Source organism: Gimesia fumaroli (assembly GCF_007754425.1).
Taxonomy (GTDB): Bacteria; Planctomycetota; Planctomycetia; order Planctomycetales; family Planctomycetaceae; genus Gimesia; species Gimesia fumaroli.
This window is the reverse complement of sequence record NZ_CP037452.1, coordinates 6,672,329-6,687,825: the sequence shown is the minus strand read 5'-3', so window position 1 is coordinate 6,687,825 and position 15,497 is coordinate 6,672,329. Positions and strand designations below refer to the sequence as shown.

8 protein-coding genes are annotated in these 15,497 nt (G+C 50.9%); 3 read left to right on the top strand and 5 right to left on the bottom strand.

Annotated features, from left to right (window positions below):
• The 4 genes from Enr17x_RS25255 to Enr17x_RS25240 form a co-directional block, all read right to left on the bottom strand.
• Positions 1–759, bottom strand: a complete 759-nt coding sequence (locus Enr17x_RS25255) for an HNH endonuclease (protein WP_145312563.1) — start codon at positions 757–759, stop codon at positions 1–3.
• Between the two features lie 128 nt (positions 760–887).
• Positions 888–5,318, bottom strand: coding sequence for a PVC-type heme-binding CxxCH protein (locus tag Enr17x_RS25250; protein WP_145312561.1), 4,431 nt, complete (start codon positions 5,316–5,318; stop codon positions 888–890).
• Between the two features lie 422 nt (positions 5,319–5,740).
• Positions 5,741–8,980, bottom strand: a complete 3,240-nt coding sequence (locus Enr17x_RS25245) for an efflux RND transporter permease subunit (RefSeq protein ID WP_232100855.1) — start codon at positions 8,978–8,980, stop codon at positions 5,741–5,743.
• Positions 8,977–10,422, bottom strand: a complete 1,446-nt coding sequence (locus Enr17x_RS25240) for an efflux RND transporter periplasmic adaptor subunit (protein ID WP_145314168.1) — start codon at positions 10,420–10,422, stop codon at positions 8,977–8,979. Before Enr17x_RS25240 ends, Enr17x_RS25245 begins: the two co-directional genes overlap by 4 nt.
• Positions 10,423–10,798: 376 nt before the next feature.
• Here Enr17x_RS25240 and Enr17x_RS25235 point away from each other — a divergent pair, with 376 nt between their 5' ends.
• Positions 10,799–12,169 carry a Gfo/Idh/MocA family protein gene (locus tag Enr17x_RS25235; protein WP_145312559.1) on the top strand — a complete coding sequence of 457 codons (1,371 nt, stop codon included), beginning with the start codon at positions 10,799–10,801 and terminating at the stop codon, positions 12,167–12,169.
• Between the two features lie 950 nt (positions 12,170–13,119).
• Here Enr17x_RS25235 and Enr17x_RS25230 read toward each other — a convergent pair.
• Positions 13,120–13,785 (bottom strand): response regulator transcription factor, encoded by a 666-nt coding sequence (locus Enr17x_RS25230; RefSeq protein ID WP_145312557.1) that lies wholly within the window; start codon positions 13,783–13,785, stop codon positions 13,120–13,122.
• A gap of 81 nt (positions 13,786–13,866) precedes the next feature.
• Here Enr17x_RS25230 and Enr17x_RS29760 point away from each other — a divergent pair, with 81 nt between their 5' ends.
• Both Enr17x_RS29760 and Enr17x_RS25225 read left to right on the top strand, forming a co-directional pair.
• Positions 13,867–14,016, top strand: coding sequence for a hypothetical protein (locus Enr17x_RS29760; RefSeq protein ID WP_198000790.1), 150 nt, complete (start codon positions 13,867–13,869; stop codon positions 14,014–14,016).
• Between the two features lie 483 nt (positions 14,017–14,499).
• Positions 14,500–15,399, top strand: coding sequence for a DUF7691 family protein (locus tag Enr17x_RS25225; protein ID WP_145312555.1), 900 nt, complete (start codon positions 14,500–14,502; stop codon positions 15,397–15,399).
• Positions 15,400–15,497: the final 98 nt, after the last annotated feature.

Below are 15,497 nucleotides of genomic sequence, written 5' to 3'. Positions count from 1 at the left end.
CTAAGCAATAAAGACTTTGTTTCTATGTTTTTCAAGGCATTTCTGATCGGGGCGGAATCGTAAAGGAATCTGGATCTGCTGATTCTCGTACGGCTTGAAGATTCGGTTCATGGCTTCGACGGTGAATGACTCACGTAACTGTCGAGAATAAACAAGACGGTAGTCCTCATCCAGTGTAATCAAACCACGGTCAAAGGCTTTGTCATGAAGTGCGTTCAGGCAGAGTCCGTTATGAGGGTCGGCTCGTTTGGCAGGATCTTCACTCCAGGGAACAATGTGGCTGGCGATGAGGAGTTCTTTCAGATCAATTTTTGTCACACAGCAGCGAAAGTCGTAAGAGGCTAAGACGGTTGACCTGAAGAATTGCTGAGCAAGTCGAACTTTTGTAATGCGTGTGGATTCGGTTTCTCCCGTGAATTGAGGTGATTGTTCAAGAGAAGGCTCAGCCGGTCGAAGTTGAAACTTTGATTCGAGACGCATGCTCTCGACAGCAAGTCCTTCCCAGTCTGAATGGAATTCTTGCCAGATATTTCGATCCGATTTAGAAGCCCCTGAAAGGCCTTTAACGCCTCGTTCCTGGTGGTGTGGATCCAGGGATGCCAAGTTGGAGAGCTTCATGGCAACGCTTGAGGGTGTGCGTTGAATGCGTTCCGCCAGTTGAATGACGTCAGAGTTTCTTTGATGAAACTTCCCGAAAGGCAAGCGGCAATAAAGGCTCATCGCCAGAATCAAATCATCACGAGTCCAATTACGTGCCATGGAATGTTTGCCCAAGGAGAATTGCTAAGATCAAACTTCATTATAATCGAATCGCTAGGCAATGCCAGGACTCGATCGTTGAGACTGGGACGGGCTGAAAAAACAGGTTGAAGTGATTGAATTTGCTTCTAGCGTTCGATGGTTACGGCCATGACGATGGGGGCGGTGTTGTCGGTCCCTTTGATGAGTTCGATGTTGGTGATTTTGTCCTGACGATTTGGTTTGACGCCGAGGTAACGTATTTGCTGGCCTCTCAGCATCCAGGCGAATTCGCTTTCCGGTACGTCGACACGGCGGATGTAGTCGGCGAAGTGGACTCCGTTGAGGAGCCGGTGGTCTTCTGTCTGGCCGTCGGCGTAGTGCAAGCGTACGATCATCGAAACTGACTTCTCTCTGCTGGCGGGGAAGCTCCAGCCGCCCACACCACTCAACAGGTGAATCGTTTTGGCTCTGGAATTACACGGCAGCGAAACGGCTTTTGGCATCTTTGGTGGCAGGGGGCCGAAAGGTCCATTGAGTAAAATCATATTGGGGGTCGACTGGCCATGGGGATCAGTCAGGACGAACGGAATCTCTTTGAATGTTTTGGGCTTCCAGTCGGAGAAGATCATCTGATCGGGTCCGTTTTCGCCGTCGTGAAATAACGGTTTGGTACTGACTGCAGTGGCGTAGCGGTCCAGAGGAATCGGTAGAAAGCGTCCCTTGTTCGTGAGGAATTCTAATAGATCCGCTAGTTGCTGTTCGGTAATCTGTTTTTCAAATCCTTCCGGCATGACCGATTTGCGTGACGCGATCAGTTCATCGATATCTTCGCGGGGGACATCGAATTTTTTTGCCTGGGAATCCACAATTGTGATACTGGTTCGGCTCTCACCTGCCAGCATCCCATTGATTATCTTGCCATCCACCGTCAAAACTTTGTAGAGCCGAAAATTGCCTTCCACATTGCGTGATGGATCGAGAATATGTGTTAACAACTCGGCTTTGGGATGGACGGCCATGCCGGTTAAGTTTGGTCCAATCGAATGCCCCATCTCGCCGTGCTGATGACAGGCCGCACAAACTTTTTTGAAAATGGCGCGGCCAGCTTCAACATCACCGGAGACCTTTGTTACGTGCATCAATGACTGCAGCACTTTCTCGCGATTGGCATCCGGAAGTCCGCCTCCCATTGCGAGAAGTTTCTCTGCTTGGATACGAAGCGTTTCGTCTGGAAACGAACGCAGTGCCTGTTTCTGTTCGAGCGACAAATCGTTCAGATCAAATTGGCGTTTTGCAGCGGCGTTCAACAACGATTTGGTCCAGGCAGGTTTACTGAGGATGATGCTGACCGCCGTCGATTTCATTCTGGGAGTGAGAGACGAGAAAGCTTCGATCACTTGTTCGCCAGCGTACTCTGATTGGCTGAGTCCGATGGCTTCAAAGAATTTGTCAGCAAGGTTGGGCGGTGTCTGCGCATTAATCTGATCAACGATCTTGCTGACGACTTTGTCATCGTCTGCACGAAAGCTGACCAGGTCGCGGGCGGCGACGGCGCGCTGTTCCGGTTCTGCCTCTTCGTCGCTAATTTTGTCGACGAGCGTCTCGATCATCTCTTCCGCGTACTCATTCAACGCAGCTGTGTGACACTGGTTTGCGAGTTGAATTAACTTGACTTTGGATCCCGCATCGACACTCTTGAATGTCGAAACCAAAGCGGAGTCCAGGGATGCCGACCTGGTAATCGTGAACTTCGTTGGCAGTCCCTCCGTCAAGCCATTCAGGATGGCACTGACTACAGCAGGATTAGCGTCTTGCATTCCTGAGATAATGGATTGCAGAGTTTCTACATCAGGTCTGCCGCGGGCAATATGCTCGGCGATGGCACGAGCAATCTGAATATTCGCGTTCGCAGAAGGACGTGCTTTCTGCGAGGTGACCGATTGTAAAAAGGGAATGGCATGCGCCGCGGCGGCTGACGTCAGTCCGTCAATCAAGATTCCATCGGTTTCTTTTGCGGCAAGCTCGGCGACGAGTTTTCCTGCCTGGTCTGAAGCAGGCAGATCGGCAAGTGTCAGAATCGCCTGCAAGCGTACCTGGGTGTCGGGGTCATCAAACAAACGGCGATGCGCCAGTAGTAATTGCAATCCGAGTTTGTCTGTTGGTAAAACGGCAATCGCATTTCGCCGGACTCCTGCTGACGGATGAGTCAGTCCGTTTTCGAGGCAACGAGTCACAAAGCCGGCAGCCTTGAAACGTGTATCAAGTTGAACGTATCCCAGGCCTTTCAAAGTGTGGAGTGCGTGGATGGCTCCCACGTTGAGGCCCGTTTCATCGACACTCTGATCGCCAACCAGCGGCACCAGGGATTGCAGGACATCATCTGCATTCCGTTCGATGAGCAGACGCTGCGCCTGCAGACGCCAGACAAAGGATGGGTGCTTGAGTACATCAACCAGTTCTTTGTTCGATTTATTTGCAAGGCTATCAGCGTCGTGGAGATTGTCGCCTTTTTTTGTGACAGGCACGACGCGATAAATTCGCCCGTGTTTTTTGTCTCTCAAATCACTTTCGTACGCCCTGCCCTTGCCTGTCTTGAAGCCGTGAGGCGTCGGGTTATGTTGGACGATGTAGTTGTACCAGTCGATCACCCAGACGGCGCCGTCCGGGCCGACTTCTGCGAGGACGGGCGCACTCCACTCATCATCACTGGCAAGCAGGTTGATGGGACTGGTCGATTCGTAATTCGCACCATTACGGCGCAGCACATACGTGCCTACGAGGTGACCTGTGGGACCGCAGACAAAGGCGGTCTTGTTCCACCACTGTTGTGGAAATGTGCGGGCCGTGTAAAGTGCATGGCCTGCTGCAGCCGTGTATCCACCGTGGTGATCCACCTGGCGAATTTTTTCTGTGATCGGCTTGAAATGATATGTGTCTGCAATCGAATGCAGGGTCGAAGGCGCCCAGCCGCGAACCCGTTCGTAATATCGATTGGGTATCGGCATGAACATGCTGGGGTTGCGATTCGCAGTGGAACCAAAGATGAGACCTTCTTCACTGATTCCCAGTCCCCAGGTGTTATTATCACTCGAACGAATAAACTCCAGGTCGGTGACTTGTGGCGGATCCGTCTGTGAGAGTTTGAAACGCCAGAATCCCTGTCCGAACGATTGTGTGGCCTGGCCGTTGAATTTGGGGGTGCTTTTGTTGTAGCCCTGCATCGCCCAGATCCAGTTATCCAGACCGTAGCGGAAATTACTGACGCCGCCGTGCGTGTCTCCTAGTGTCCAGTTTGAAATGAGAGTTGTTTTCTGATCGGCAATGTCATCGCCATTGGTGTCTTTTAAATAGATTGTTTCAGTGCCGTTTTGCACGACGGCGCCACCGCGAACGATGACGATGGCGGTGGGAATACTCAAGCCTTCTGCGAATACCGTGAATTTGTCAGCCACATGGTCACCGTCGGTATCCTCACAGATTCGGATACGGTCGCGATCTTTTCCTAACTCATTGGGGTAATCAACGGTCTCGCAAACCCAGAGGCGGCCTCGTTCATCCCATGTCATCGCGATCGGCTTGGAATGAAAGTCTCGCTCGTCTGCATAACGCCGGACCGCCATGCCCTGGGGTGTGACAAAATGCTTGATCGATTCTTCAACAGGCAATGGTTTCTGCATTAAGTTGCGTGGTGCGCTCTGCGTGCCCCATTTTTTACCCGGGGTGTAGTTGGGGATTTTTGGACCGACATCGACGTACTCGAATTTCTTCAGATCATGGCGGAGTTCTGTCATTGGGGGAGCGGTAAAGATGTTGGGATCGCTGAAAGCGGGGACGTTGGTCGGATCATCGCCACACGCCCAGCGAATGCCGCGTTCTACCAGATTTTGGAAGCCGGGATTCTTAAACGTGCGCTGGTCATGTCCCCATGCGGTATAAAAAACACGGCCTTTGCCATGTGTTTTAATCCATGTCCAGGGTTCGCGTATCCTGCCTGCTGCCTGATCGCCCTGGACTCGGTACTCAAGTACGGTTCGATTTTTTTCATTGTGCAGGTGATGAATGTAAGTTTCGTCCCAGCTGGTGAAGCTGTTGTAACCCTGCATAATCGGGTGATTCGGTCGTGCGATCTCTGTGGTGAAGACCTGGCCGCCATGCCGCTGAAACTGAGCGCCCATCAAGGCCACGATCTCTTTGTTATTCCGCCAGCAATAAGTCGCACAATGCAGTGGAATGAAACCGTGCCCCTCCGCAATATAATTGAGCAACGCTTTCGCCTGGGCATCCTCGATGCGATCGATGTTGGCGTACAGGACCAGACCATCGAATTGGGAGAGTGTCTTTGGATCAATGTCCTCCATGCGATCGGTGTACCGTAAGGTAATCCCGCGCTCTAATAGAGCGGGGGCAAGTTCCTCGAAGCGACGTGATGGCTGATGATGCCCGTTGTCGCCGATAAAGAGGAGATCGAGTTCTTTGGCTGAAGCGGTTGACGTTGAAATCGCCAGCAGCAGGAAAGAAACGAGACAGGCAAAGGTGCGAATGGTATTTCGGGTGGTGAATTGTAATGCGAGCGGCATAATTGGTTTCTCTGTCAAGTTCAAAGAAAAGAGTCGATCCTGGTGACAGGAAAAGAGAACAGGCACAACTCGAATGCAGTTGTCCCCCATTTCATCTTAGCATGACGTCAATCAAAGTAGATGGTATTTTGCGCAATTTTTGTTGCGATATTTTACCGGCCGTTCATTGACAGTGTCTGGTCGTGTTTTTTTGATTCGAATTGGTCTTTGCAAAAAACACCGTGATGTGTAGTCAAAAACAGACTGAGGAGCTATCGGGGCTAACGTCGTTCTGCTAATGGCGAACACCTCAGAGTCGACAGCGTGGTGGGACAGGGAACGCCGACTGACAAGTTACCACAAACAAAACCAGCCGCACGGGGTTACCTGCGGTTCAATGATTGCCAAAGCTCCGACGCGCCTCAACTATCAGGCAGTCGGCCTTACTTATCATCGGGTTTCTGGTTTACTGGGGCCTTCGTGGTGCTCGTGACGGCTGTGACTAAGCCTGGATCTTTCTGAGTAGATGCTGCTTCATCTGACACTTTCGCGGCTGGTTTTTTGGCGAAGCGTCGCAGTACGACGTAGAAAACCGGAGTCAGGAATAAGCCAAATAGAGTCACACCCAGCATTCCGCTGAAGACTGCGGTTCCGAGAACACGCCTCATTTCGAAGCCAGCACCGGTGGCGATCAGCAGGGGAATGACTCCCAGAATGAATGAGAATGCCGTCATTAGAATAGGCCGTAATCTCAAACGGCAGGCATCGATGGCCGCTTGGAAACGGTCTTTGCCGGCGTCTTCTTCGGCTTTCGCAAATTCCACAATGAGAATCGCATTTTTACAGGCCAGTCCCACGAGTACGATGAAACCGATCTGGGTCAAGATATTATTGTCCATGCCGCGAAACCAGATTCCGACGATCGCAAACAGCAGGCAGAGAGGAACAATTAAAATAATCGCCAGTGGCAGCAGCCAGCTTTCGTATTGTGCAGACAGTGTGAGAAAAACAAATAACACGGCCAGTGGAAAGAGAAATATAATGGTGTTGCCTGCCTGGCGTTCCTGGAAGGCAATTTCGGTCCAGGCGTAACCAAAGCCTGGCGGAAGATTCTCATCAGCTAGCGCTTCCATGGTGTTTAATGACTGACCGGTACTGAAACCTGGAACTGTGTCACCATTAAGATCAGCAGCAGGAAACAGATTGAAACGGACCAGTCGATCCGGACCGGATGTCCGTTCCAGTTGAACCACTGAGCCGAGGGGCACACTCGTTCCGCGAGCGCTGCGCGTTCGCAAGCGCAGGATATCGTCTGGCTCGTCACGGAATTCCGGTTCTGCCTGGGCTGTAACGCGGTAGGTTCGTCCGAGGAAGTTGAAGTCATTGACATAGACCGACCCGAGATAGACCTCGAGAGCTTCAAACACATTATTAATGGGGATGTCGAGCATCTGGGCTTTGGTACGGTCCACTTTAGCATAAATTTGAGGCACGCTCGTACGGAAGTTTGAGAAAACCTGAACCAGTCCGGGTTGCTGATTGGCTTGTCCCACCATGCGTTGGGTCACCTGGTTCAGCGCAGCAACGCCGGCTCCCCCTTGATCCTGCACATACATTTTGTATCCACCGCCACGTCCGATGCCACGCACCGGTGGAGGAGGAATAATAAAAATCTGTGCTTCATTGATCGAAGCGACTTCGCGACGTAAGTCAGCAACGATCTCATTGACACCGCGGCCCCGTGTGGCGCGTACTTTCGCATCTTCCAGTGGAAGGAAGGTCACAGCGGCGTTTGGGCTGATGGTAAAAGTGGACCCGGACAGTCCTGCAATTCCGACCGAATGTGCGACGCCGTCAATCTTACTGCCAATGGCAGCGACGCGTTGGGTGATGACATCGGTTCGTGCGAGAGAGGCACCGTCAGGCAGCCGAATACTGACGATAATATATCCCTGATCCTGCGCGGGGATGAATCCTGAGGGAACCATTCCGAAGCTGAACCAGGTTGCCACCAGTAGTCCGCCGTAAAGTACGAGTGAAACGCCGGACACTCGTATGATGCGAGAAATCATGCCGGCATAGATGTTGCCGGTGAAATCAAAAAAGCGATTGAAAAGTCGGAAAAACCAGCCGAACAATTTATCGACTACCTTGCCCATGGCGTTTCGTTCCGCGTCTTTCGGTTTGAGCAACAGTGCGCAGAGTGCAGGGCTGAGAGTCAGTGAGACAAAGGTTGAGAATGCAGTCGAAATCGCGATCGTGAGGGCAAACTGCTGATAGAACCGGCCGCTGAGGCTTGGGACAAACATGGTCGGCACAAAAACCGCGATTAATACGAGGGTCGTTGCAATGAGGGCAGAGCCGACTTCGTCCATCGCTTTGTGTGTTGCCTCGCGTGGAGAAAGTCCTTCACCGATCAAACGCTCCACATTTTCGACCACCACGATCGCATCATCGACAACGATACCGATCGCGAGTACGAGTCCGAACAGTGAGAGCGTGTTGAGTGTGACCCCAAAGAGCTGCATGGCGGCGAACGTACCGATCAGCGAAATGGGAATTGCAATCACGGGGATGATTGTGGGGCGCCATCCATGCAGGAACAGAAACACGGTCAAAACCACGAGCCCTGTTGTAATGTAAAGCGTACTGAAGACCTCGGCGATGGATTCTTCTACATAATCGGTCGGGTTATAAGCAATCTCGTAGCCCACACCATCGGGAAAGTCTTTGTTCAACCGGGCCATCGTCTGTTTCACTTCCGCGGCAGCATCAACGGCGTTCGTCCCCGGTCTTTGATATATGAGAATCGCAACGGCAGGCTTTCCATCCAGGTAGCTGATTCGTGAATAGTCCTGAGCACCGAGTTCGATCCGTGCGACATCACTCAATCGTGTGACGCGGCCATCCTCGCCTCGTTTGACGACGATTTGACCGAATTCTTCGACTTCCTCTAACCGTCCCTGTGTCGTGACATTTAGCTGAAATGCACCACTGGAATCTATAGGGGGCTGGCCGATGACCCCGGCTGCGACCTGGACATTCTGCTGGCGAACTTCTTGTACCACGTCGCCTACCGTCAGGCCGACGTGGGTCATTTTCTCGATATCCAGCCAGATCCGCATCGAGTATTCGTTACCGCCGGCGACACGAATGTCACCAACTCCATCCAGTCGCATGAGCGAATCACGAATTCGGAGAAAGGCGAAGTTACTGATATAAAGCTGATCTCGGCTGTTGTCCGGCGAATTCAGATGCACCACCATCAGCATGTCGGGAATCTGTTTGCGGGTGGTCACACCAATCTGACGAACTGCTTCCGGCAGGCGCGCTTCGGCTACCGCAACACGGTTCTGAACCAGCACCTGTGCATCATCCAGGTCGGTGCCTAGTTTGAAGGTTACAGTTAACTGCATGGTACCGTCGCTACTGGATGACGATTCCATGTAGAGCATATTGTCAACGCCGTTCATTTCCTGTTCGATGGGAGTAGCGACCGTGTCTGCGATGACCTGCGGCGTTGCTCCGGGATAACTGGCTCGAACGACAATCGTTGGTGGTGCGACATTCGGATATTGAGATACCGGCAGCATAAAGTAAGCGAGTAGCCCGACTAAGACGACCATGAATGAAAGCACGGACGCAAAGATCGGACGCTCGATGAAGAAATGCGGGAACTTCATTGAACGTCCCCTTGTGCTTGAATCAGAGACGTCACCTTTTCCGGAACAGGATCGGGATCGGGAGAGATCCATTGCTCGGGAGGCAGCGGTTCATAGTCATCAGGCAAACCGTCTTCGACGACTTCAATCACACCTTCCTGGGTTTGAACCTTCATCTCCGGTCGCGCCTGCAGCAAACCTTCGATGATCAGCGTTTCATCTCCTTTTAGCCCTTCACGTACAACGCGGAGACCATCCACAATCGGACCGAGTTTGACGATGCGACGCTGGACGACACTATCAGCGACGAGATAGACATACTGCGCCGATTGATCAGTGCCGACGGCCGAATCAGGAATCAGAACCGCTTTGTAAGAAGCGCTGCCAGGAATCCGAATTCGTGCAAACATTCCCGGAAAAAGTACCTGATCTGTATTCGGAAAGACGCACCTGGCTCGCATACTGGCTGTATCGGCATCAAATCGGTTGTCAACAAAGTCCATGTGTCCCTTGTGGGGAAAGCCGGCTTCATCGACCAGCCCTAGAAAGACGGGGTTCTTGGCCTCGCGAGAGCTGGCGCGTTTTCCCGCTTGTGCCTGTCGGATGTATTTCAGGACATCCTGCTCGTTCGCATCGAAATTACAGTAAATTGGCTTCACCGATGTGATTGTGGTCAGCAGGCTTGAATTGGTCGTACCGCCGTTAATCAGGTTTCCTTCGGTGACATGCTTTCGGCTGATTCGACCGGAAACCGGGGCATAGATTTGCGTGTAGTCTAAATTGAGCTGAGCTGCTTCGATTTCTGCTTTCGCTGCTTCAATGACGGCCATTGCTGTTTCGATCGTAGCTTTCGCCGAACTGATTCCGGCCTGGCTTGCTTCAAAGTCTGCTTTGGCCTGTAGGTAAGCGGCTTCCTGTTGATCGAGCTCATCCTGAGTAGTGACATTCTTTACCTTCAATGAGCGTGCACGTTTTAGTTGTGCCGTTGATAAACCCAACTGTGCTTCTGATTGCTGATGTTGGGCTTTGGCTTCTTCCAACTTCGCATTTGCCAGGACCAGCTGAGATTTGGATTGACTCAAAGTGGCTTGTGCTCCGTTGAGTTCTGCCTGATAGGGGCGCGGATCAATGATAAAAAGCAGATCGCCTTTGTCGACGATCTGTCCTTCGTCAAAGTGGGTTGACTGTAAATATCCACTGACTCGGGCGCGTATCTCAACGAAATCGACGGCTTCAAGTCGACCTGTGTAGGCATCCCATTCGACAATCTGTTTCGTGACCGGTTTCGCAACGGTGACTGTAGGCAAAGCTTGCTGCGCAGGAGCTGTTGGCTGTTGGCTGCAGCCGAAGAGACTGATGCAAAAACAGCACAGGAGCACTGTGCTTCTTAGCTGTCGAGATTTCAGGTGACTTTTCAAAGTAGCTATGCCTCCAGGCGGCAGGTGAACCCTGCTGGGTGTCATCATGTTTCGGAGCACTCAAATTGATTCAGGTGAGCTAAGGGGGAGAGCCGTAAGCCTGACTAATGATCTTTGTGAAAATAGTTTACATGTAGTCTATGTGTGTGAGTTGAACAAGGCAATATCTCAAATCGATATTTAGGAATAAAAAATGAAATGCATAGACATTTCAGGCTCCTTTTCAGAACTTCCGTTTCAGGTCGTAATGGAGAACTGTTCTTTTGTTGCCGATCCTGCGTTGTGCTCAATCAGGGGGTTTGTATAGAATATAAGGTTCTGAACCGCACTGTTTTCATGGCGTATCCAACGTCGGGAGCGGTGTTATCGTACTGTATCTATACACGACTTCTGAATTATTACTCCAAGAGGATCTCGCTCGATGCCTACATCTCGACACATAACGCGCCGCAATTTTCTTCAGGGAGCTGCCTTTGCAGGGGCTGCCAGTATTTTCTGCCCTTCTGCTGATCGTGCTTTCGGTTACCAGTCACCGAACGACCGGCCCGTCTTTGCAACCATTGGCCTGCGGAACCAGGGCTGGGCGATTACTTCAAAGTCATTTAAATTTGCTGATTTCGCGGCACTCGCTGATGTCGATTCGAACGTTCTTGCAGACAACGTCGAAAAAACGAAGAAGAAACAGGGTAAGAAGCCGGACTCCTACAAAGACTATCGAAAAGTCCTCGATCGAAAAGACATCGATGCCGTCATGATTGCGACACCCGATCATTGGCATACCAAGATTGCGGTAGAAGCAATGCTCGCAGGCAAAGACGTCTACTGCGAAAAACCATTGACGCTGACGATTGATGAAGGCAAGTTGATCGAGAAAGTTGTGAAGCAGACAGGCCGGGTCTTCCAGGTCGGTACGATGCAGCGATCGGAATCGGGACAGCGGTTCCTGCAGGCCGTCGCGCTGGTGAATGATGGTCGCATCGGGAAGGTTAAAAAAGTAACCTGCGGCATCAATGGGATGTCGGCTTCCCCGGTCATTCCGAAAGCATCTGTTCCTGAAGGTCTCGACTACGAGTTCTGGCTGGGGCCGGCACCAAAAGTAGATTACCGGGCACTGCCTGAAATGCGGAAGGGGTATGGCGGCGGCGTTCCGCTTTATAGTAATTGTCATTATTCTTTCCGTAACTGGCATGAATACTCCGGCGGGAAACTGACCGACTGGGGCGCACATCATGTCGACATTGCCTGTTGGGCACTTGGCGCCAGTGACACGGGGCCAAGCAAAATTACACCACTGGAATTTTCGTTGCCGGTGGAATACAAGGATGGGAATCCGGTTGTTCAAGATCAGTACAACGCTGCTACCAAATTCAAAATCCAAGTCGATATGCCTGATGATGTCGAAATGATTATCACCAGCGAAGGCGATAACGGCATTCTCTTCGAAGGTACGAAAGGTCGGTTCTTCGTTAACCGTGGCAAGATTGTTGGGGCGCCTGTCGAAGCCCTGAAAGACAATCCGTTGCCGGAAGGTGCCATTGAAAAAGTTTATGGCGGCAAAGTCAGTGCGAATCATACCGCGAACTTCATCGAAGGTATGAATTCCCGCAAGCAGCCGATTTCCGATGTCTGGTCGCATAACCGGATGCTGGAGATCTGTCATCTCTCGAACATCGCCATGCGTCTGGACCGAGGGCTCAAATGGGATCCGGTCAAACGAGAAGTGATCGGCGACGATCAGGCCAACTCGTTCCTCTCACGAGAAAATCGTAAAGGTTACGAAATCAACATGTAATCTGCAGAACAAGTAAGTCCAATGGCTCGCAAATGTCTTTTTAACAGGCGTTTGCGAGCCTTTTTCTTAGGCAAGGGAAACGATTGTTCTCTGCCTATGCTTTAAGGTCCCCGCTTTTTTGGTATTTGCTCTCTTCATCAGAGCAGACCTTCCGTTTACTGCCTGTTGTTCATTCAAAACCGCCTCCCACCTGACAATTTCAGCAACACGAGCTGATCATTTTCGACTTGACCGCAACCCGCATATCAACATGATCATGCGGAGATAACGTCGCGCGCGAGTGAGCACCACTGGTTCAGTGACCATTTTCAAACCACTGAGAAAATCAGCACTATGAAACCCGCTTGTTTCAGCACGATTTTCCAAACCACTGCTCCCCTGCACCTCAGTTATCAAACGCCATCGCAGCGCTTCACGCCGTCTTCTCATGGCTTCGTAAAAACTTCCCAGCCGATCAGGTGTCGTTCGCAGGAGAAATAAGTCTCTCCCTCTAGGCGCCGCCACGCCTTTCACGAAAATGAGAATCTCAAATAATCGCACACAGAACGGAGACAGCATACCCATTTGTTTGGCCATAAAAGAGAGGGTAATCCCGGATACACATCCAGGCCGAGCGCAGCGAGCAGGAAATAGACAAACCAACAAACAATACCAACTCATGAATTTCTTCTCCTGGCGTAGGGGCGGTACCCATCTCTCTGCTCGCCTGGCGAATCACAATTCCGACTCACCACGTAAACGGAACCAGAGCGGCTCACAACAATGTGAGCGGTACAATGCCAACCGTCGTTTCCAACCAGAACGCGAAAACAAACCAACGGCGAAACAATCCTACCAGATATCACCAGACCAGCTTAGATGAACTTTCAACACCTGCTGCTCGCCTGCGAGAGCCAGGCCATGTCTCAGAAAAGAGTCGCTGGCCCCTTTAGTGTGTCCAGCACTGCCACTTAAGGCAGAGTCAAACCTTCACGGATCGAATACCGAGCCAGTTCGACACGATCATGGATTCCCAGTTTGTTCATAATTCGATATTTGTGGCTGTCGATCGATTTCTCCGAGAGGAACATGGAGCGGGCGACTTCTTTCACACTCATCCCATTGGCAAGATGCCTGAGCACTTCAATCTGTCGGGAAGTCAGAGAGGTCAGCATACTTTTTGACTGAATCGAGTACCGATTTTTGTCTTGGTCAAAGACCAGGCGTTCCTGAACCGATTGCGAAAAACAGTATTCTCCGCGAGAGGCCTTTTTAATGGCATGGATCAATGATTCAATCGGCTCGCCTTTGAGTAAGTAACCTTTCGCATTAGCTCTCAAAGCCAGCTCAATAAAGATGTCTGTAAGATAGCCTGTCAGAAAAATCATTTTTGTATTTTTCAGTCGAGAGCTAATCTCTTCGGCAATATCAAATGACGCACTTCCAGGTAATTCTACATCCAAGATAACAACATCGGGTTCTGTCTCCAGAATCAACGCCAGCCCATCGTCGGCATTCGTGGCTGAACCGACAACTTCTATATCAGGGTTTCGCTGAAACCTGGAGACGAGTGAGTCTAACAGAATCTTGTGATCATCGACCAAGACGACTCGAATCAAATCTGTTGAAGTAAGCATACTGACTGGCCCTCGTATAAAATGACTATGAGAATTTCATTCAAATGGTTGAGATGCGTATGGAAAGGGGCCTTGAGAATCATGTCTCAGGCCCCCTGGAAATCAGGCACCGGAAGTCTGACGCAGTTGATGCCCCGTCTCCGTACAGGGCCATTTGGCCCGCTGGCCAGGATGCAGTCTGATATAACTGTAATTGTCAGCAATTTGCAGATTCTTACCGGCGAGACGTAAAGAAAAACAACATAAGGGAGAAAAATTCTCTGAATAGAAAAATAGGGGGATTGGGCGGTTGTCGCGAAGAGGCTAGCAGGGGAAACGCCGTTGTTTGATTACAGTTACGGTTCCAGCCGGGGCGGATCTGGATTGACGACAGCCGCCCAGGTAGCGCCGATGCGAAATTCGTCATACAGGTCGTTGCCTTTTTGTCCCAAATGCAGGCGAACAAGTCCCAGGTAGTCTGGCTTCCATTATGGCAGCAACTCATCCGTTTTGCTGGATTCCGAGAAAACCACCGAAAAAGCGGACTCCATAGGTGTGCGTGGAAGCCATGCGAATTCGCGGATTCAGACACGACCATGATAATTCCGTCTGGACTGGCTTCACCATGCACGATTTAATCAACGTTTTCTCGGTACCATTCCCGCTAGGTTATTTGGTCATTATCTCTTGAACTGTCTTGAGTGTAAGGTACTATACCTGAACAAGTCCATGTAGATGAATAACATGTTAGTAGGCAGCCGTAAGATGGGATATTCCACGTCGCTTTATGCTGTAGACATTGCGGAATTGGTTGCCGCAATCGGTTCGGAAGACTCTGCGCTTCTAGCGAAACTGCGTGCTGCCACCAATGAAGAATCTGATAATGACGAGGTGCAACCGGAGTCTGACATAGCGTCACTGAACCCTGATTCCACTCTTCGCATCGTTCATGAAAGCATCCACCTCGACGATCACCCCATCACTGTTGACGAAGTGACGACAGCGCTGAGCGGGGTGGGGATCATTATTCTCGAAATCGTTATACACATTCCATCACATACCCAGGAAGATGTATTGATGGCGATTCATGAGTGTTTCCCCAACTCAGGTATCGAGAAGATCCTCATTCGTTACGAATGCGAAGATCCAGAACTAGCCAAGTATTCGTCTCCGGGACCGTTCTTGTTTCGTCCGTTACCTGACGAAGAGGAGGAAGATGATGAAATAGAACCCTTGATTGCTTCATTCACTCACGTTTCTCACGATGCAATCTCTGACCTTGTATCTGGCAATCTTGCTCGTACCGACTCGACGCACGGATCAGCACTTGAACTCCTCTGTCATGTGCTGGGCATTCGGCTTGGGGACGGCGGTATGATTGGTGACCTATCGCCACTAGACTTGGGCTTGCCTCTTGAGCACGTTCGTCCCCCAATTCCTATTTTGACTCATGGCGACTTTCCCATGATAAGCCATCTCACCGCACAAGAAACTGCGCAGGAAGCCAAGAGACTTTCCGAGCTTAGTATGGATTTCCCAGATGATCCGGACATTGAAGAAGCCAGATTAATCATCCGGACATGTCTGGATACTGCGACTGCGCAAAGCCGTGGCATCGTGTCGTTCTACCAATAGCCTACTAACAATTGCGTAAACCGAAGCACTAACGCCCAAAAAAACAGCCAAGCCATGTTTGTAGAACTATTAAGCACTTGAACAAGTTCTGGTTCTCC